The organism is Paenibacillus sp. J2TS4 (assembly GCF_018403245.1).
GTDB lineage: Bacteria > Bacillota > Bacilli > Paenibacillales > NBRC-103111 > Paenibacillus_L.
Genome location: NZ_BOSH01000006.1, coordinates 210,618 through 229,322, shown reverse-complemented (window position 1 = coordinate 229,322; position 18,705 = coordinate 210,618). Strand labels below are relative to the sequence as shown.

General features: G+C 50.3%; 17 protein-coding genes. 6 read left to right on the top strand and 11 right to left on the bottom strand.

Translation table 11 applies throughout. The features are described from left to right. Positions 1–127: 127 nt before the first annotated feature. The 6 genes from KJS69_RS15115 to xylA all read right to left on the bottom strand — a co-directional run bounded on the left by KJS69_RS15115 (position 128) and on the right by xylA (position 8,463). Entirely contained in the window at positions 128–1,183 is a 1,056-nt protein-coding gene (locus KJS69_RS15115; RefSeq protein ID WP_213584610.1) for a CotH kinase family protein, read from the bottom strand. Between the two features lie 1,183 nt (positions 1,184–2,366). Further along, on the bottom strand, positions 2,367–3,473 hold the full coding sequence (locus tag KJS69_RS15110; RefSeq protein WP_213584609.1) for a Gfo/Idh/MocA family protein: 1,107 nt from the start codon (positions 3,471–3,473) through the stop codon (positions 2,367–2,369). Positions 3,474–3,507: 34 nt separating this feature from the next. Then, positions 3,508–4,152 (bottom strand): ThuA domain-containing protein, encoded by a 645-nt coding sequence (locus KJS69_RS15105; protein ID WP_213584608.1) that lies wholly within the window; start codon positions 4,150–4,152, stop codon positions 3,508–3,510. Positions 4,153–4,169: 17 nt separating this feature from the next. Next, positions 4,170–5,330 carry a Gfo/Idh/MocA family protein gene (locus tag KJS69_RS15100; RefSeq protein ID WP_213584755.1) on the bottom strand — a complete coding sequence of 387 codons (1,161 nt, stop codon included), beginning with the start codon at positions 5,328–5,330 and terminating at the stop codon, positions 4,170–4,172. A 256-nt stretch (positions 5,331–5,586) separates the two neighbouring features. Next, entirely contained in the window at positions 5,587–7,089 is a 1,503-nt protein-coding gene (gene xylB, locus KJS69_RS15095) for a xylulokinase (protein ID WP_213584607.1), read from the bottom strand. 60 nt (positions 7,090–7,149) lie between these two features. After that, positions 7,150–8,463, bottom strand: a complete 1,314-nt coding sequence (gene xylA / locus KJS69_RS15090) for a xylose isomerase (protein WP_213584606.1) — start codon at positions 8,461–8,463, stop codon at positions 7,150–7,152. A 218-nt stretch (positions 8,464–8,681) separates the two neighbouring features. Here xylA and KJS69_RS15085 point away from each other — a divergent pair, with 218 nt between their 5' ends. The 3 genes from KJS69_RS15085 to KJS69_RS15075 all read left to right on the top strand — a co-directional run bounded on the left by KJS69_RS15085 (position 8,682) and on the right by KJS69_RS15075 (position 11,266). Beyond that, positions 8,682–9,878 (top strand): ROK family transcriptional regulator, encoded by a 1,197-nt coding sequence (locus KJS69_RS15085; RefSeq protein ID WP_213584605.1) that lies wholly within the window; start codon positions 8,682–8,684, stop codon positions 9,876–9,878. A 57-nt stretch (positions 9,879–9,935) separates the two neighbouring features. Further along, positions 9,936–10,253: a cupin domain-containing protein gene (locus KJS69_RS15080; protein ID WP_213584604.1), complete on the top strand. Its 318-nt coding sequence runs from the start codon at positions 9,936–9,938 to the stop codon at positions 10,251–10,253. 560 nt (positions 10,254–10,813) lie between these two features. Next, positions 10,814–11,266 carry a peroxiredoxin gene (locus tag KJS69_RS15075; protein ID WP_213584603.1) on the top strand — a complete coding sequence of 151 codons (453 nt, stop codon included), beginning with the start codon at positions 10,814–10,816 and terminating at the stop codon, positions 11,264–11,266. 72 nt (positions 11,267–11,338) lie between these two features. On the opposite strand, the gene pfkA is transcribed toward KJS69_RS15075, so the two are convergent. The 4 genes from pfkA to KJS69_RS15055 form a co-directional block, all read right to left on the bottom strand. Continuing rightward, positions 11,339–12,304 carry a 6-phosphofructokinase gene (gene pfkA, locus KJS69_RS15070; RefSeq protein ID WP_213584602.1) on the bottom strand — a complete coding sequence of 322 codons (966 nt, stop codon included), beginning with the start codon at positions 12,302–12,304 and terminating at the stop codon, positions 11,339–11,341. Positions 12,305–12,481: 177 nt separating this feature from the next. Continuing rightward, entirely contained in the window at positions 12,482–13,507 is a 1,026-nt protein-coding gene (locus tag KJS69_RS15065; protein ID WP_213584754.1) for a tetraprenyl-beta-curcumene synthase family protein, read from the bottom strand. A gap of 37 nt (positions 13,508–13,544) precedes the next feature. Then, on the bottom strand, positions 13,545–14,150 hold the full coding sequence (locus KJS69_RS15060) for a hypothetical protein (RefSeq protein ID WP_213584601.1): 606 nt from the start codon (positions 14,148–14,150) through the stop codon (positions 13,545–13,547). Positions 14,151–14,253: 103 nt separating this feature from the next. Then, on the bottom strand, positions 14,254–14,571 hold the full coding sequence (locus KJS69_RS15055) for a hypothetical protein (RefSeq protein WP_213584600.1): 318 nt from the start codon (positions 14,569–14,571) through the stop codon (positions 14,254–14,256). Between the two features lie 218 nt (positions 14,572–14,789). Between KJS69_RS15055 and KJS69_RS15050 the strand changes: the two genes are divergently transcribed. Beyond that, positions 14,790–16,139 (top strand): multi antimicrobial extrusion protein MatE, encoded by a 1,350-nt coding sequence (locus KJS69_RS15050; protein ID WP_213584599.1) that lies wholly within the window; start codon positions 14,790–14,792, stop codon positions 16,137–16,139. Between the two features lie 187 nt (positions 16,140–16,326). Beyond that, the gene (locus KJS69_RS15045) at positions 16,327–17,154 is read left to right on the top strand and encodes an alpha/beta hydrolase (RefSeq protein ID WP_213584598.1); all 828 of its coding nucleotides are present in this window, start codon (positions 16,327–16,329) and stop codon (positions 17,152–17,154) included. Positions 17,155–17,785: 631 nt separating this feature from the next. Here KJS69_RS15045 and KJS69_RS15040 read toward each other — a convergent pair. Beyond that, entirely contained in the window at positions 17,786–17,983 is a 198-nt protein-coding gene (locus tag KJS69_RS15040) for a cold shock domain-containing protein (RefSeq protein WP_144931937.1), read from the bottom strand. 320 nt (positions 17,984–18,303) lie between these two features. On the opposite strand from KJS69_RS15040, the gene KJS69_RS15035 reads away from it, so the two are divergent. Next, positions 18,304–18,522: a hypothetical protein gene (locus KJS69_RS15035; RefSeq protein WP_213584753.1), complete on the top strand. Its 219-nt coding sequence runs from the start codon at positions 18,304–18,306 to the stop codon at positions 18,520–18,522. The last annotated feature ends 183 nt before the right edge of the window (positions 18,523–18,705 follow it).

The window sequence follows — 18,705 nt, the reverse complement described above, 5'->3', positions numbered from 1 at the left end:
AGAATGGCTTCTCTATCGGAGAAGCCTGATTGGGCATGCCGGGAAACTCTGTTATTCCCGGTGGTTATATCATTAGCGGATGGTCGCGGCTTCGATTCAGGAGCTGATTGTTCACACTATCGTCCCGCTATAATTTTCTCATTTCCTGTAGAACGACCTTTCTCCTTTGTTCAATATACTTAAGGATAAACCGGCGTTCGGAACGGAACTGGGCGGCGGAATATTTTCGAGTTCGGTCCGTCTCCACATTCTTGCTGATGCCGCCATGCAGCCGACGGATGAGCGGGGACAGCTTCCTCGTCGTAAACACATTTTTTAATATCAGACGAAGAATAGCTTTATACTTTTGACGAAACGGCTCTATCGCCAGCAGTTTTTTAGTTAATGTGTTTTTTCCGGTAACCGGAACGGGTCGGCTGCCAAAATATTTGCCATAGCTGTCCCGTCCCCATGTCCCTTCGTAATCCCAGGGGATGATTCTGTAGCGGCGGTGTTTTTTATGCCAATATAGAGCGTAGTTTTGATTAAACCCGTCGTAATTTCCTGTAAGCACTGCTCCGGCCAGCCATCTTAAATAATTATCAATATCGAGATGAGTGGCTAAATAGCTCTGTAAACGGTCCGGACCTAAAGCGTTAACATTAGAAATGAACGATTCCAATCGCCTTCGTTCGGTCTCGCTGCCGATCATTAAACGGTATCCGTCAAAGAGCGAAGGCTTCTTTCGCTTCGTTTCGGGACTGATAAGCCCGAAATTGGCATCGTCGTTAGTAGCGTAAACTAGGGATTGGATCGGGATACGCCTTTTTCTAAAAAATAACCGGTCCACCGCCTCAATTTCCAGGTAGACTCCTCGTGGTTCATGGTTCACTTCGAGGAGCGAAAATTTGGTTTGTGGGCTCGGCACGCCGATTCGTTCAAAGAAACGAAAAGAAAGAGCGTTGCGAATCATGGAGGGATCATCGTACTCGGCATTACAATGAACCGTTCGTCCCTGAATTGTCATTTCGTATGATTTTTTCGGATAGCTGCGTGTATGTCCACCTCGAACCCGTATTTTGGCGGGTATCCACTGGCCCTTCTTTTTATAGAGGGCGTTCACAAATTGATCGCTCCATACGTCTTTATGAAGCAGTTTCCACTGGCCCTGCGTTATTTTCAGCTGCCTTCTCGGTATAGTCATGAATAGCTTCACCTTCTTCCGAATACATGCCATTAACATTCCTACATGCGCCCACCAAATCCCGATACATAAGTGGCACTATAAAAAATTGTCCTTCCGTTCCGAAGGAAAGTGCCTGAAATATAGCCGAACGCCGTAGAAGATGAATATAAAATAACCCCGCAAAGTGACGTCTAGCCTTCGAAGCGTATTCCTATTACTTTACGGGGAGCCCCGGAATTTATAAATAAATGTTAAAAAAGCCTATCCTTTCAGATAGGCCTTTCATTACATTATTCGGCTGAGGAGTTCAATGACACGGCCTTTGCCCAGCAGAGATGGCTGCAGCGCCTGTCGGCATTATCATCCGCTAGCAGATTTCGCCTTCATCGGCAATTCCTGCAGAGTCCTAGCGTTTGCCACGAGTGCCGCGGGTACAGTGAGTGCCACGGGTGCCGCGAGTGCCGCGAGTGCCACGGGTGCCGCGAGTGCCGCGGGTACAGTGAGTGCCACGGGTGCCGCGAGTGCCGCGGGTACAGTGAGTGCCACGGGTGCCGCGAGTGCCGCGGGTACAGTGAGTGCCACGGGTGCCGCGAGTGCCGCAAGTGCCACGGGTGCCGCGAGTGCCGCGGGTACAGTGAGTGCCACGGGTGCCGCGAGTGCCGCGGGTACAGTGAGTGCCACGGGTGCCGCGAGTGCCGCAAGTGCCACGAGTGCCGCAAGTGCCGCGGGTGCCGCGAGTGCCGCAAGTGCCGCGAGATTTTTTACTGATTTCTACCAGAGACTCTTCCATGTTCGAGATTATATTTTCCATGCGAAATAACCTCCTTTCTCTTAATGCTATAATCTATGAGGGAGAAGATAGTTTTGATTGGGGAAAATGATTAACTCTCAAAAAATAGTAAAATATCATATCGTGACGCCTCACCGTACATACGGGCCCTCTTAGGCGCCACGTTGCTGCAGAACGTAGGTCACAACCGAAAGCAGAATAGCCAAAAAACAGCAGCCGATTCAGAAACCATTCCGAATCAACCGCCGTTCTCTGGCAGGCGATACTCTATTAAATGCACTATTTATTAATGGATAGAATCGCTCTGAATTCTTCCTTGTCGGCTCTTTCCAGCAGTTCATATAAAAGCGACTCCACGCTGGTCGGCTCGATTTCGGCGCAAGTCTTGACAGATCCCGCAGCTAAATCAGCTCACTCGTCCAATGTGTCGGCTCGTAATCCGAGAGGCAGCGGAGCCGGCTGCTCACAAGTGCTCTTCATTTCATAGTGCCTCCCCTCTTTAGCCGCATCGTGAATACCGTGCATCGCTTCCAGCACATGATAAGCTAATTCGCCGTTGGCCCGGTGCGTCCTTCCGCTGCGCAGAGCGTAGGCCATATCCAACACACCTAGGCCTCGGCTATTGTCCGTATAGCCATGCGTGAGAGGAACCTCGCTCCATTCCTTCGCTTCCTTCCCGCGGATCCTGACAGGGCCGGCATACGTATTCGGATTGGGAACGCTCAGTGTACCTTCACTGCCGTAAATTTCAATCCTGGGAAGGGCTGATCCTCCAACGATATCAAAGCTTGTAATCATCGTCGCAGTGGCCCCGGAAGCAAAGTCGAGGATGCCCGTCACATGGGTCGGGGTCTGTACTTGAATAACCTGGCCAAATTTTGGCTCGCTTGTTATCGTTCTTTCGGCGAAGGTGATATTCGCCGACCCGGTTACGCGCCTAATCGGCCCGAGAAGATGAACGAGGGCGGTTAAATAATACGGGCCCATATCGAACATCGGACCGCCGCCGGGCAAGTAATAAAATTCCGGGTCCGGGTGCCACGATTCATGGCCACCGCTCATCATAAAGGCGGAGGCGGCCACCGGACGGCCGATCCAACCGTCGTCGATCAGCTTGCGGCTGGTTTGAATACCGCCTCCGAGGAAAGTGTCCGGAGCGCAGCCGACCAGGAGATTTTTTTGCTTGGCTTTATCCAGGATTCTCCGCGCGTCTCCCCTTGTAACGGCTAGCGGTTTTTCAACATACACATGCTTGCCTGCTTCCAGTGCCGCCAGGCAAATCTCCGCGTGAGCCTGGGGCACCGTCAAATTAATAACGATTTGAATGTCCGGATCGCCCAATAGCTGCTTTACCGTGCAGGCAACCGGAATCTGGAATTCCTTCGCCTTGGCTTGCGCTCTTGCCAAATCGAGATCCGCACAGGCCTTTACCTCCAGTAAGTCGTATGTCTGGAGATTGGTAAAATAAATTCCGCTTATTTTGCCACAACCAATAATGCCCACTTTAACTTTGCTCATCTCTGCCGCTCCTCTCTCAAAAGAATTGTCCCCATCAGAACGGGCTCCCAACTGATGATCTCGCTGCCCAAATCATTCCTTGCCGCATCATCCGGAGAACCGGAGGCATCGCAACAATATCGGCCTGATGACCGAGGGAGCAGTAGAATACACTGCCTTCGCCGTAGGTTTTGGTCCAGGCGACCGGCATTTCTACGTCACCGAATCGGGTCGTAGCCAGCACATGAATGGCCGGATCAATATGCATATAATACTGCTCGGAGCAAACCTGAAAATCTTCGATTCCTGCCATAATCGGATGCTTCGATTCCTTTATAAAGACGTCATAGTGAACTCCATCTCCTCCAGGATGGGCCACCCATTGACCGCCGACCATATATTGGTACTGGGTTTCATTGCGAAAGGAATCGCCCATTCCTCCGTGACAGCCGGCAATTCCAGTGCCGCTCTTGACCGCTTCAAGCAGAGGCTTGAGCTGCTCCTTCGAGATTTGCCCCATCGTCCATACCGGAACGATGAGATCCTGGCAAGCAAGCTTCTCCGCATCCAAGAAGCTGTCAAGCGTATCGGATACTTCCACCTGGAAGCTTTCCTCCCTCAATTGCTGCGCCAGCAGCTCAGCAACTTCCGCCGGCTGATGGCCTTCCCAGCCTCCTTGAACGATCAATGCCTGTTTCATTCTATCGCCTCCCTTGTTTAAACTTCCTCGATCCGGAACCAGCGCCGATCCGCAATCGATCGTTCTACAGCCTCCAGCACCTCCTGGCACCGCACCCCATCCTCAAAATTAGGCACAGGCTGGCGATCCTCGCGAATCGCATCCAGCAGTTCCACCACTTCATGAATGAAGGTATGCTCAAAGCCAATCGTATGACCCGGGGGCCACCAGGCCCCCATATAAGCATGGGCCGGATCCGTCGCCAGCACCCTGCGGAAACCTTGAACATCATCAGCATCGTCCGTAAAGTAGACCTGAAGCTCGTTCATCCGTTCAAAGTCAAACTTGACGCTTCCCAGACTGCCGTTAATTTCAAACGCATTCGTGCAGCGATGCCCCGGTGCCATGCGGGTCGCCTCGAAGCTTCCCAACGCGCCGTCAGCAAATCGGGCGAGAAAGAGGGTCGCGTCATCTACATCGACCTTTCCTTTGGGCGCATCCTTACTGCCCCGAGCACTTAGGCCCTCCATCGAATCTGGCAGCGGACGTTCCGTAATAAAAGTTTCACTCATGCCGATAACTTCCGCCAGTTCGCCTACCAAGTAACGGGCGAGATCGATCAGATGCGCTCCCAGGTCGCCATGCGTACCGGACCCGGCTACTTCCTTCTGCAGCCTCCAGACGAGCGGAAACTGGGGATCGACAATCCAGTCCTGCAAAAACCAGGCGCGAAAATGATAGATTCGTCCGAGACGGCCCTCGCTCACGAGCTTCTTCGCCAACTGAACGGCTGGAGCAAAACGGTAGTTGAAGCCGATCATATGCTTGACTCCCGCACGGTTAGCCTCCGCCAGCATGGCTCTGGCTTCCTCCAGCGTCACAGAAAGCGGCTTCTCGCAAAAAAGGTGTTTCCCCGCCCTCGCGGCAGCAATGGCAATATCTTTATGTACATTACTCGGCGCATTGATGTCGACTAAATCGATGTCGTCCCGGTCGATTAAGCTTCGCCAGTCCGTTTCGTAGCTTTCCCAGCCGAACTGGTCGGCGGCCTGCTTCACAGCGTGCAAATCCCGACCGCAAATAGCTTTCATAACCGGCACCGCCGTCTGCGGGAAGAACATAGGGAGATCCCGGTAAGCGTGGCTGTGTGCCTTGCCCATAAATTTATAGCCTATCATTCCTACGCGAACATGGTTCATCTCTTCCAACTCCCTTAAATTGATAGGATGGGCGGCAGCTCCGCCCCTGCTTCCATTCAACAAGTCGGTATAAGGACATGGCATCTGATTGGCGTCCCTCCTGCGGGACTACAAGAACGACAAGGCTGACAATGATGACAAAGAGGATTACACGATATGCAAGGAGAACTCAAGGCTTGTATTTGTATGAAAAGGGACTGCCCCGTGCCGTCGATGCAATACGCACCGGACAGGTGTCATTCTCCTTGTTAGAAGCTTAGGAGCCGCTTCTGAATGGGAGAAGCTCTTCACTTAGCTGTCGGGTCGCCCCGTATACTTTGCGGTAGATGCTATACAACTTCGCATATCTTTCCCTGGCCTCTGCGGAGGGAACGAAGCTCCTCGTGCGGCGGATGAATCGGGCGGCGCACTCTTCCAGCGATGCGTACCAGCCGCAGCCATAGGCGGCCAGCATAGCCGCCCCCATGCCCGGCCCTTGCTCGTTGTCCAGCTTGACGACCTCAGCGGCGAAAATATCGGCCTGCAGTTGGAGCCAGACGTCGCTTTTCGCGCCGCCCCCGATCGACACGATCGTATCGACACGTCTGCCCGCCGCCCGCAGCAGCTCGACCGATTCATGGAGAGAGAAGGTGATTCCTTCCAGAACGGCCCGCACCAAATCCGCTTTCGTATGGGAGCCGTCCATTCCGATGAAGCTGCCCCGTATGGCCGAATCCGCATGAGGCGTCCGCTCCCCGGACAAATACGGGGTAAATAACAGCCCGTTAGCGCCGGGAGGAACGTGGGAAGCTTGCTCCATCAACTCCTCAAAGCTGTCATTTGAGGCAAAATTTCTTTTAAACCAGCTTAAGCTGTAACCGGCCGCCAGCGTAACGCCCATCGCATAATAGGCATTCTCCTGTGCATGATTAAAAAAATGCAGCTTTCCATGGAAGTCGGCATGCGAACTCGGCTCGTAGCCTAAAATGACGCCGGAAGTGCCAATACTGCATAATATTTCTCCAGGCGCCAATATTCCAGCGCCAAGCGCTCCGCAAGCATTGTCCGCGCCTCCGGCGAACACTTGGGTCGCGGGAAGCAAGCCGGTCGATGCAGCGATCTCCGGCAGCAGATTTCCGATATACGCGTGCGATTCGACCAGCGGAGGGCAGAAGCCTTCCGGAAGGTCAAACATCCGGCAGATCGTCTCACTCCAGCGCCTGCCGCCAACATCGAGCAGCAGCGTCCCCGCCGCATCGGAATAATCGATGTGGAGCTGCCCGGTTAACCGGTATCGCAAGTAGTCTTTGGGTAGCACAAACCGGGAGGAGCGGCGGAACGATTCCGGCTCGTTCTCGCGCACCCACAGCACCTTCGGCAGGGTGAAGCCTTCCAACGCCGGATTTCTGGCAATCGCCAGCAATGTGTTGCCCAGCTTTGCCTCGATTTCCCTGCACTCGGCTGTCGTTCTCGTATCGTTCCACAGAATAGCCGGACGGACCGGCCTATTCTCGTCGTCTAACAACACGAGGCCATGCATTTGTCCGGAGAAGCTGATTCCGGCGATCTCTGCAGGAGCGATCTCCGCCTGCTGCACCAAAGCTTGCAAACCTAGGACGGTTTGCCGCACCCATTCCTCCGGGTCCTGCTCATTATACCCGGATTGGGGCTGCAGCAGCGGATATTCGCGCGACACTTCGCCGCGCACCTTTCCTTCCCGGCTTACCAGTATACATTTGACCGAGCTCGTCCCCAAGTCTATGCCGATAACATAGTTCATCCTTATCGCACTCCCGAAAAAGCAAGATTTTTCACAGCTCCGCTCTCCATTTATACGGACTTATACGGAAAAAATGATTTCATTAATAGCAGCCTTTAACGCTTCCTGTCTGCCGGACTCGTTCCGTATAGGACGATTCTCCAGCGCATACTGCTCGAGGGTGTGAAGAGTCGCCTGACCCGATACGATTTGCTGTCCAATCCCCTCTGTAAAGCTCCGGTATCTCCGCTCGATAAACTCATCCAGCAATCTTTCCTCAATCAACTTGGCCGCCGCTTTGAGCCCTCTGGCAAAGCTATCCATTCCGGCAATATGCGCGTAAAATAAATCCTCCGGCTCGAATGATCCCCTTCTTACCTTCGCGTCAAAGTTAATTCCGCCCCGGCCCAGCCCGCCATTCTTCAATAGCTCCACCATCGTCAGCGTCGTCGAATACAGATCGGTCGGAAACTCGTCGGTATCCCAGCCAAGCAGTAAATCTCCCTGGTTCGCATCCAGGGAACCAAGCATCCCGTACATACGGGCGACACGAATTTCGTGCTCGAATGTGTGCCCCGCCAGAGTAGCATGATTGGCTTCCAAATTCAGCTTGAAATGCCCTGCCAATCCATACTGCTGCAAGAAAGCGATGGTCGTGGCTGCATCGAAATCATACTGATGCTTGGTCGGCTCCTTCGGCTTCGGTTCGATTAGAAATTGAGCGTCGAATCCGATTTCCTGGGCGTAATCAACCGCCATTCGGTACAGATTGGCCAGATTGTCCATTTCCAGCTGCATATTCGTATTCAGCAGCGTTTCATAGCCCTCCCGGCCGCCCCAGAATACATAGTTCTCGGCCCCGAGCTCCTTCCCGATCTCCAGGCTTTTCTTCAATTGGGCCCCCGCATAAGCATAAACATCGGCATTACAGGCCGTTCCTGCTCCGTGAACAAATCTCGGATGATGGAACATGTTAGCAGTGTTCCACAGCAGCTTGACCCCGCTTGCTTTCATCGATTGCTTAATCATGTCTACTATCGTATCCAGATTTCGGTTCGTTTCCTGAAGCGTCTCTCCTTCGGGAGCAATATCCCGATCATGGAAGCAAAAATAACGGACTCCGAGCTTGTCCAGGAACTCGAACAATGCCTCCACCCTCGCTTTGGCCAGATCCATTCCTGAGTAACGCTCCCACGGCCTCATCGCCGTCCCCTCTCCGAACGGATCAGCACCAGTACCCGTCAAGGTATGCCAATAAGCAACCGAGAAGCGAAGATGCTCCTCCATCGTTTGGCCGGCAATGATCGCCTTAGGGTCATAATGCTTGTAGGCTAGAGGGTTGGCTGAACTGCGGCCTTCATGCTTAATGCTGCCGATATGGCTGAACCAGTCCATACAAAAAACCTCCTTGTAAGCGTATGCTTTTCCAATCATAACAATGAACAACAATAGTCCTCTAACATTTCACATTGGGCTGTCTAAAGTCATCTTATCAGGTTTTCGAAAGTTTGTACATCCATTATACTAAGTTTACTTATATATTTCATTTGTGCTTTTTCTCTTTCATTGATAAATTGGTTTTAGTAGACTGGGTCATTCATTTGGAGGAATTTATGAAACGAACAGGGGATCAGCATTTAGTTAAGGAAATCAATAGGAGCATTGTACTGGAGACCATTCGCCGTCATTCTCCGTTATCCCGGGCGCAAACCTCAGCGTTGACCGGGCTTCATAAAGGTACGGTATCCAGCTTGGTCAACGAGTTGATCGAGAGCGGGCTCGTCGTCGAAATCGGTCCCGGTCCTTCCAGCGGCGGGCGCAAGCCGGTTCTAATATTATTCAATAAAACGGCAGGCTATGCAGTGGGGGTGGATCTGGGAGTCAACTACATTCTGACGGTGTTGACCGATCTGGAAGGAAATATCGTAGAGGAGCAAAGCGTTCGGATCGCCGATCGTTCCAAGGACGCCGTGCTGACACTGCTTAAACAATCCATTCACGACATGATTCATCAAGCCCCTCCCAGTCCATACGGTGTCATCGGAATCGGGATTGGCTTTCCGGGAATAGTCGATGATAAAGGAAGCGTGCGAATGGCACCCAATTTGCAATGGAGCGAAACCGACCTGTATTCGCTGCTTACGGAGGAGTTCGAACGTCCAGTCACGATTGATAACGAAGCCAATGCGGGAGCTATGGGAGAAAAGCGGTTCGGGGCCGGCCGTACATTTTCGGATGTCGTCTATGTAAGTATTGGAATCGGAATCGGGATCGGCATTGTGATCAACGGGGAATTGTACAGAGGCTCTTCGGGATTCTCCGGAGAGATGGGTCACATGACTGTGGAGGCCAACGGCAGACCGTGCAGATGCGGCAACCAAGGATGCTGGGAGCTCTATGCCTCGGAGAATGCTCTGCTTGAGCAGGCGAAAGCTTTAGCCTTGTCCGGACTATCCGGGAAGGATTGCGATCAGGCCCTCGATCTAGACTCGCTTGTGCAAGCCGCCGGGCAGCAGAATCCGGAAGTGATTCGACTGTTCGGACAGATTGGTGAATCCATCGGGATAGGATTATCCAACATTGTAAATACGTTCAACCCCGAACTGGTCATTATCGGCAACCGGATGACCATTGCCCAGCCATGGATCAAGCCGTCGATGCTGGATACTTTTAACGAACGAGTACTGCCCGTTCACCGTCATCGGACAGCGATCGAATTTTCATGCCTCGGCACTCATTCAGCTGTATTGGGTGCATCGCATTTTGCCGTCTCGGATTTTTTTGCCCGGTTGAATGTCAAGGTGAACTAATCGGCGTTTTTTGGAAAGGGAGCATAGAAGATTACTATAAAGAAGGAGGAGACATCTATGTCTAATATAGGGATTTGGGAAGCGGCAGAACCAGGTGTCCGAAGAAAAATATTAAATGCGCAAAAGGGCCTGATGATGATGGAGGTTCATTTCGAAGCTGGAGCGGAAGGCTATGAACACAGTCACCCTCATGAACAAATGTCCTACTGCTTGCAAGGCTCCTTCGAATTCCGCATTGATGGTCGGAAGCATATCGTGTCGGCCGGAGAAACGATTTATATCCCGGGCAACGCCCGCCATGGCGTGACGGCTTTGGAGCCTTCAGCTTTGCTGGACGCCTTCACTCCGATTAGAGAAGATTTGATAAAAATTTAGGTGCAAATATGCACCCCCATTCTACCGTTTTAGCCATTTTTGCGATTAAGATGTAAAAATGCGCTCTATTTTCTACGTTTTGAGCAAATTGGACGATTTCGTCAAATTAAAGGGTACTTTTGCACTTGAATCTCTATTTCCGGGAAAAAGGTTGATTTAAGAGGCACATTTGCACTCCAATTTCTATGTAGCAGCTGCTGCTGGATTAGAAACACTATCTCCCATGGGACAACGCTGGATCTAGGGACACTATCGCCCAAATAAGGCTGCCCAGTTTCGTTAGAACGATTGGGCACTCCCCGGCACGATTTCCCTGCGATTATATATCGAATCCCAGGTGGGATGTCGAGCAAAGTGATGCGCCCAGCATGGGCGCTATCTAAATGTATCGCTAATGTATCCATCACTACCGACAGTCTACAGTGTGTCGCTAATGTATTGCTATCTACAATGAATCGACTCCCTCGCTTTGTTCGCCAGCCACCCCACCTTCGCGACTTTCATTCGGACCCTCTCATCGTTTACAATAGATTGGAACTATACACAAGGAGGGACCGGTCATGCTTTCCGTTGGACAATCCGCTCCCATTTTTATCGCAGAAAGCACCCAAGGGATTATCGCGCTTAATGAATACGTAGGCAAGCGGCCTGTCGTCCTCATCTTTTATCCCGTGGATGAAACTCCTGGCTGCACAGCACAGCTGTGCGCCGTCCGCGATGCCAAGGAAGACTACGCCCAATATGACGCCTTTGTGGCCGGGATCAATCCGGCTTCTCTGGCCAAGCATAGCAAGTTTGCCGATCATCATAACTTTGATTTTCCGTTGGTTCATGATGAGGGCGGTAAAATCAATGAAATGTACGGCGTCGGTAAAATGCTCCTCGGTCTGCTGCCGCAAAAACGAACCGTTTATGTCATTGGCCTGGACGGCAAAATCGCCTACGCGAAACGGGGATTGCCTCCCACCGAGGAGATCCTGCAGGCTATCTCGTCCTCACAGCGGGTGGAATAAGGGAGCCTCGGGCCAAAGGGTCTGCTGCGAGAAGAAGAGGCGCTGCTCATGCGGCGCCTCTTCTTCTTCCTTCTATTGAGATAAACGTAGAGCCAGATTATACAGCTCCATATCAAAATCTTTCTTTGTGTTGACGACCACGTTAATGTCGGTGGCGACAAGGTCGCCGCGGATCACTCCGCAAGCTTTGCCGGAATCCCCGGCCAGCAAGCGGTGAACGGCAAAATCCCCCAGCCTTCCCGCCAGAATCCGATCGTTATGGGTCGGGGTGCCCCCCCTTTGGATATGGCCAAGCACGGTCACGCGAACTTCAATGTCGTTCAGCTTCCCGATGGTCTGCGCAATATCCTCTCCCTTGCCGACGCCTTCCGCCGTCAGAATAATGCTATGCCGCTTTCCATTATCGAAGTTGTCCCGCATCCGTTCGGCCACTTCCTTCAAATCAAACGGCACCTCGGGTACGAGAATTGTCTCCGCTCCGCTGGCCAGTCCGGCATACAGTGCGATGTCCCCGCAACGGCGTCCCATCACTTCAACGACCGAGGACCTTTCATGTGAGGTCATCGTATCCCTCAGCTTGTTAATAGCGTCTACTACAATGCTGACCGCGGTATCAAAGCCAATCGTAAAGTCGGTAAAAGCAATATCATTATCGATCGTCCCCGGCAGCCCCATCGTCCGAATTCCTAATTGGGATAACTTGTTAGCCCCTTGATACGAGCCGTCGCCGCCAATAACGACCAGGCTGTCGATCCCTCTTTTGCGCAGGTTCTCCGCAGCGATCCGTTGACCTTCTTCCGTCTGGAACTCTTTGCAGCGGGCGGTTTGCAGAATAGTTCCTCCGCGTTGAATAATATCCCCCACACTGCGCAAATCCATCTGACGGATATCGTCCGTAATCAATCCCTGAAATCCTCTCTGAACAGCATAGACATCCAGGTTATGAAAAAGTGCGCTTCTAACTACCGAACGAACGGCAGCATTCATTCCTTGGGAATCGCCGCCGCTCGTCAGTACTGCAATTGATTTAACTGTCATCAGTTCTTTCCCCCTAAGTAGCAAGTAAGCTAAACCCATTATAAAAAAAAATGGCCCCATAATGGAATACTTTCTGTAAAAAGAATGGATTCCGTTATTATCCATCGTTCGGAGAGCCACCCCGAAACCACAAGAATTCAAGACTGGGGCTGCTAATTGTATTGCAGCAGCCGCCAATTACGAATTAGCGCGAATCCATATGCTGTTAGCCCAGAAGAACAATCGGGTCATCGGGCTGTTCTTCATCAGCTGGCGGGAAATCCGTTTCACTTCATTCTGCTTGCTCACCTTCGGATCGGATAAATACAAGGCGATCAGCCCTTCAATAATCATCCGGTGAAACGCCGGGGCTTCGAGTACTGCTACCCGGTCGCGGGCACGGAGCACAATCTCGGCAATCCGGTCGACCGATTGATCCATTGTCTCGTAATAGCTGCAGAAATTAAGATCCCCGCCGACCCGGTCTTCTTCCTGATCTATTAAATAATCAAGCAAAATGTGGAGACTACAGACGTACGGGAAATAAGCCTTGCGAATATCCGCTACCCGTTCCTTCGTCAGCTGTGTATCCTTCGCGGCAAGAAACAGCATGAATACCCCCAGGGTAGAGCCGGTGGCGGCGGCAAATTCATTCCATCGCAGCTGACTATAGTTCCCTGCATGCTGATCCCACCATCGGAGAAGCTCGGCCTCTCGCAGATCATGGCGAATATGTTTATACACCTGCAGGTCACAATACAGAGAAACCAACTCTCTGATTTCCTTCTCAACCAGCTTATAGGAAGGCAGCTTGCGGATATTCGCTTGACAGGTCTGTACCAGACTCTGCAGATATCCTCCGTCTTCCTTTTCCTGTCGGAATTCGTAATAATCATGAAGCGGGGCTTCGGGATCGACAGCATCCAGCATCGATTGATGAAGCCGGCGAAAATCCTGGGGATCCAGCGACGTGCTCCGATCGCATAAATTGTCCAGATAGTCGCTGATCGTTTGGAATGCGACAATCAGCGGAATAAGAATATGGCGGGAAGGCAAGTTAGCCGCAGCGTAGACAGCTCCCCCCTGGCAATGGAACTGCTTGGTGGTCATGCTGTCGATCGCTTGCTGCCTCAGCTCGTCATCCGGAATCTGATCAGCTACTTCCCTCCATTGCTTCAATTCGTTCTTTACTCCAGGCAGAACATAGCGGTAGACCCGGTGCATCAGACGCAGAGGATTACGTGGAAACAGTCGGGCGGCATCACGATGAATACTCAATGAGCGAACCCCCACAATATTGTTGGTAGCTGTATTCGAGCAGAAGGACAATCTCCAGCCGCTGGATGGTCTGCATTAGCCGAATGACCGGTTGATCGTTGGAACCGCTTGTCGACTCTACCAGATCGGTAAAACGATAAGGGTCCCATTCTCCATGACTGGCGAGAGCAGACAGCCCGGAAAAATGCGAAGATGAGGCAAAGCCCCCTTCCCGACCGGAGAAGATACCTTTAACCCGATCGTGAATCTGGCTGTGAACCGGATGAACGCCAGTTCGACGAAACCAGTATTTCGCGTTCCCGTAATCTCCCTCCATTCGATGCATGATACCGTGCCAGAAACTGCCCGTTTCGTTATCGATTTGTTGTGACAATTCGTGGGATTCATACAAATCCTCATTCCATAAATACAGCCCGGATTTAACCGCAAGACCGTATGGAAGTTTAGCGGAATCCACCGATCCTAGTTGTTCCGGGTTTACCGAAGCAATTCTGGCGTTCAATTCCTGCTGCCACGTACCTTTCGGGTGAAGGGACGGCTCGTGCTTCCACAATGCCTGAACTATTTCAGGCACAAACCTGTCTATCATAGGTACCTCCTATTGCTTCATCCGTCATTTCATTTCGAATTCGATCCTGTTTTAAAACGGCCTGAGCTCTTACTCTTATTACGAACTCCTATCGGAGTTCCTGTTAATGATGCTCTCTCGCGGATATTTCCTGATTGACCCGATACCACAGATGCAGATCATTGATCCTGCTCGCCAGTTCGGCGATTTCCGAGTTCAGCCTGCAGGAAACAGTGAAATTGTCCTCTATATTCAACCTCTCCTGCTTCTCTATTATCCTCATCTCGATCTCTTTGATCCGATCGGGAATTCTTCCCCGGATTTGTTCCCATTGAAAAAGGATTTCGGACCGATCCTCCTCCGAGTAACTCGCCCATTCCTGAGGCAAGTCCGGTACATGGATACCCAAACGCACGTCATATATAAATTCCGGTCTCCACAAACCCCTATCCCCTTTTTAACGGTAATATCATTTAATTAAATGTATCATTTCTGGCGCCTAACCGCCAGTCTTTACGCCGGGTTGAGGGGAGATATCTTGAATCCGGCTCTATTTTTATCTCTCAATTTCCTGAGCATGTGATATACTAGAATTAATTTTGACGAATTATTGAACATCCTAACAACAACTTGTGTTCCTTCCAAAGGAGTATCATCATCATGAATATCCAAGTCGATCCGCGAACTTCAGCCGGTTCAACCAGCCAGGTCCGGCTGTCCAAGCTGTTCGCTTTTTTTATTCCGCTTGGAGTGTCGGCCAGTTTAGTGACGATTTCCCATGTCATTATCAATAGTACACTGGCCAGAGCAGCCCAGCCGGAAGCAGTCATCGCCAGCTATGCAATCGCTTTAAGCCTGCTGGGCATTACCGAGAAACCGGCGGCCCTCTTGCGTCAAACTTGCTCGGCGCTTGTGCGTGACCGTGTCTCCTTTCGCGCTATGAGTGCGATTGCCCTGTATGTTTTTGCTTGCGTCTTTGTGCTGGGACTTATCATCTCTTATACCGGCATTGGCCGCTATGTGTTCCTTTACTTTTTCGGAGTATCCGAAAGCGGACTCGAGGATACGATTAGCGCCTATCGTATTATGATGTTCGTAAGTATTTTCTCAGGCATCCGCTGCCTGTATCACGGCATAATTATTTTCAATAAGCGAACTACGTGGCTGACCATCGGCATGATTATTCGACTGATCGGAATGTATGCCCTGGCCCAATATTTCATTATGACTAATCAGGTGAACAGTGGTTCTGTAGGAGCGCTTATCTTCCTGCTTGGAATGATAATTGAAGCCGCCATCAGTGTCTGGGAAGGGCGGAAATTACTCAAAAGAGTCATTCCGGAGAAGCTCGAAGACCATCCGATCACGAATAAAGGTCAAATATTTCAATTTTACCGTCCGCTGCTCTACTATTCTCTGCTTGCCGTAGTCGTTGGTCCGGCTATTAATGCCATGCTCGGCAAAACGACCAACATGGAACTGGCCATCGCTTCCTATGCGATTGCTTTCAGTGTCGCCCAATTGGCACAAAGTTTTTTTTCTTACATTCATCAAATCGTTCTCAATTTCTATCGAACGGACCGTCGTCAGGTCATTCGTTTTACGTTGATGCTTTCCTTCATCCCTTCTTTATTAGTGGGCATGCTGGCCTATACTCCGATCGGTCCCTGGTTCATGGAGTCTCAGATGGGGATCAGCGAAGAGCTTATGCAAGCCAGCTTGGGGGCACTGCGTGTCTTCATGATCATGAATCTGATCTTTCCCTGGCTGGATTTCTTCAACGGGATCGTAATGCTGCGAGGGCAGACCAAAATTATGGTCTGGTCGCAAGGCTCTAACGTGGCCATTACTATTATCACCCTGATCGTCTGTATTCTTGCCGCACCAGGATGGAATGGAACCATCGGGGCCTTAGCTCAATCCCTTGGCTTTATGGCGGAGCTTATCGTCGTTTTGTTCATACTAAAAATGCTGTCCAAAGAGCCGGAGCGCCCTTTGGCTCGAGGATAACCAGGGTATGGATGGATGAAGATTGAAAGGAAAGAAGAATCGCAGAACAATAGAATGACGGAATTATTGATAAATGATAATTAATGATAATGTGATATTAATATTAATTAGTGACGGTGATTAATGCTAAAGGATGGATAATCTGATAGGATAGTTCCGTACATATTTCTAAAGGAGTGAACTGGCCTTGCTGCCTGCACCTGTTACTTTTCATTCAAGCGCTTTAAATCGGAGACTGACCTTCTACATCTTCCTGCCGCCGGGTTATGACCAGTCGGACAAACGGTATCCGGTCATTTATCTTCTCCACGGCCGATACGATAGCGAAATCTCTTGGCCCTACCGAGGCCATGCTTATTCCACAGCTGAACGGATGATGAGATCCGGGGATTTGACCGAGTCCATCCTTGTTATGCCTAGTGATGGGGGCTACTCCACAGGAACGTACTACTTGGACTGGCATGATGGAAGCGGCCGATTCGGACAATATTTCGTCGATGACCTCATTCCATATATCGACAGTCAATACCGGACCTTGCCCCGTCGCGAAGCTCGAGTGATTGGCGGCCTTTCTATGGGGGGCTTTGGCTCCCTGCTGCTTGCGCTGCGCAATCCTCATTTGTTCGGGGCCGCGGGAAGCATGTCCGGAGCGCTTGGCATGTTTCCGGAATCGGCTAATCTTCATCTGGCGCCGGACTGGAAGCCGGAAGAGCTTGTCCGCATTGTAGGACCGTTGGACGACGATTATGCCCGGCATCACAATTTAGCGTTCCTGGCATCCAAAGTGCTGCGGGAAGGCCCGCATCCCGAAATTTATTTCGATTGCGGCACCGAGGACTTTTTATACAAGTCTAACCTCTGGTTTAAGGAACAGCTGGAATCGCTGAATTATCCATTCACTTATCAGGAATTCAACGGAAGTCATACTTGGGAATATTGGAGCGAGCATCTGGAGGATGTCTTAAAGTTTATGAATAGCTATTTAAGCCGCACGAGCAGTCTTCACCTCGAGTAACGACTGCTAAAAACGGTGGGACATGGACGGTACGAATGATCCCTAATTATGTCTATGTCCCACCCAATCTCCTCTCGTATTCATTTGCACATACTTATATCCTATCAGCGATCTTCTACCTCATTGTACTTCCCCCACTTCTCCCGTCCCCTTTTAACCGCTATCCCCTTCACTCAGGAACACGAAAAAGAGAGGAACCGCAAAAGAACCTCCTGCCGCTAATTTAGGCTGATCTTCCAGATAGTCATTATAAGCCCTTAGAGAGCTTGTATTGGAACATCGTGCTTAGTCTTTATCTCCGCATGTGCTATGTGCTTGCCTTTTAAACGGATTTAATGTATTCTTGTGATCTTTTTTGCAGTAATCCTTTCTAGAATAATGCTCCTGTATATACTTGGGCTAGATCGAGTTAACCCATGTCTAAAACAACACCTTCTGAGCCAATGGGATAACGCTCAAAAGGACACACTAAATGAAATGTACCTTCAGCCGCGTGATTGGGCATTTCGTATATGCATGCACTGTAGCCCATTAATCTTTGCCTCCGTACACGCGAAAAAGCAGCCCTTCTGAACAGAAGAGCTGCTTTCATACTCGCTAGCACATTATTTATAAGTGGTGTTCCCTAATCTTATAATTTAATGACGTTAGCTGCTTGAGGACCACGGTTGCCTTCCGTAATGTCAAATTCAACCTCTTGGCCTTCGTCCAAAGTTTTAAAACCTTCGCCTTGGATTGCAGAGAAGTGTACGAAAACGTCGTCGCCGTTCTCTACTTGAATAAAACCATAACCTTTTTCTGCGTTAAACCATTTCACTGTACCTTTCAAGTAAACAACCTCCTAAAATGTCGCCATTTATGGCGAATGTACCTTATTATAGCACTTGGCAAATTCAATTTCAAGTCACCTTTTCCCCAGTTTCAATAAATTATTTTCCTTACAGCTCACAATCTCCCGGACAAGTCGGGATCCCGACATCCCCTTGTCAGCGCTGAAACCAAGAGACACAATCCACAAAATAAGTTACAATACAGGAAGGCTGAATATTGTATCCCATGGCAGGGAAAATTTATCCCATCCAAAGCGAAATTTGATATTACATAAAAAGTGAGGAATTAACTTTGAAAAACAATCGGATCAAGAAACATATGATTTACAAAAGAGACAATTGGAATATGATGTCGGTTGAAGTCAATGGCAAACAGTTGATTGTTCGTGAAATTTCGGATCAATGGGGGGAAGATTGTCGTACTTTTTTGAGCCGTCCGGAGATGATGCACTGGGTAGAGGATCGTTTTTCTGCAGATCGCTTTGAGGGGAGCCCCGAAGAACGCGAAGCTATTCTGGACGCTTTTAGAGAAGTTTAAATAAATTTAGATGTCCATCAAGGATGAGCGACCGCGAGGAGAAACTTATAAATTCTATATGTGGTAAAATAGGCTTGACAAAATTTACCCTCTCATGCCATACTTATTGAAGTAATATATATCGTCCCAAAGGGGAGTAGCTAGTAATCAATAAAGTCGTCAATTCGGGATTCGTCCCCGGCT

Coding starts and splice junctions, on each gene's coding strand:
- KJS69_RS15115 (WP_213584610.1), bottom strand. CDS start 1,183: ATGACTATACCGAGAAGGCAGCTGAAAATAACGCAGGGCCAGTGGAAA.
- KJS69_RS15110 (WP_213584609.1), bottom strand. CDS start 3,473: ATGAGCAAAGTTAAAGTGGGCATTATTGGTTGTGGCAAAATAAGCGGA.
- KJS69_RS15105 (WP_213584608.1), bottom strand. CDS start 4,152: ATGAAACAGGCATTGATCGTTCAAGGAGGCTGGGAAGGCCATCAGCCG.
- KJS69_RS15100 (WP_213584755.1), bottom strand. CDS start 5,330: ATGAACCATGTTCGCGTAGGAATGATAGGCTATAAATTTATGGGCAAG.
- xylB (WP_213584607.1), bottom strand. CDS start 7,089: ATGAACTATGTTATCGGCATAGACTTGGGGACGAGCTCGGTCAAATGT.
- xylA (WP_213584606.1), bottom strand. CDS start 8,463: ATGGACTGGTTCAGCCATATCGGCAGCATTAAGCATGAAGGCCGCAGT.
- KJS69_RS15085 (WP_213584605.1), top strand. CDS start 8,682: ATGAAACGAACAGGGGATCAGCATTTAGTTAAGGAAATCAATAGGAGC.
- KJS69_RS15080 (WP_213584604.1), top strand. CDS start 9,936: ATGTCTAATATAGGGATTTGGGAAGCGGCAGAACCAGGTGTCCGAAGA.
- KJS69_RS15075 (WP_213584603.1), top strand. CDS start 10,814: ATGCTTTCCGTTGGACAATCCGCTCCCATTTTTATCGCAGAAAGCACC.
- pfkA (WP_213584602.1), bottom strand. CDS start 12,304: ATGACAGTTAAATCAATTGCAGTACTGACGAGCGGCGGCGATTCCCAA.
- KJS69_RS15065 (WP_213584754.1), bottom strand. CDS start 13,507: ATGCACCGGGTCTACCGCTATGTTCTGCCTGGAGTAAAGAACGAATTG.
- KJS69_RS15060 (WP_213584601.1), bottom strand. CDS start 14,150: ATGATAGACAGGTTTGTGCCTGAAATAGTTCAGGCATTGTGGAAGCAC.
- KJS69_RS15050 (WP_213584599.1), top strand. CDS start 14,790: ATGAATATCCAAGTCGATCCGCGAACTTCAGCCGGTTCAACCAGCCAG.
- KJS69_RS15035 (WP_213584753.1), top strand. CDS start 18,304: ATGATTTACAAAAGAGACAATTGGAATATGATGTCGGTTGAAGTCAAT.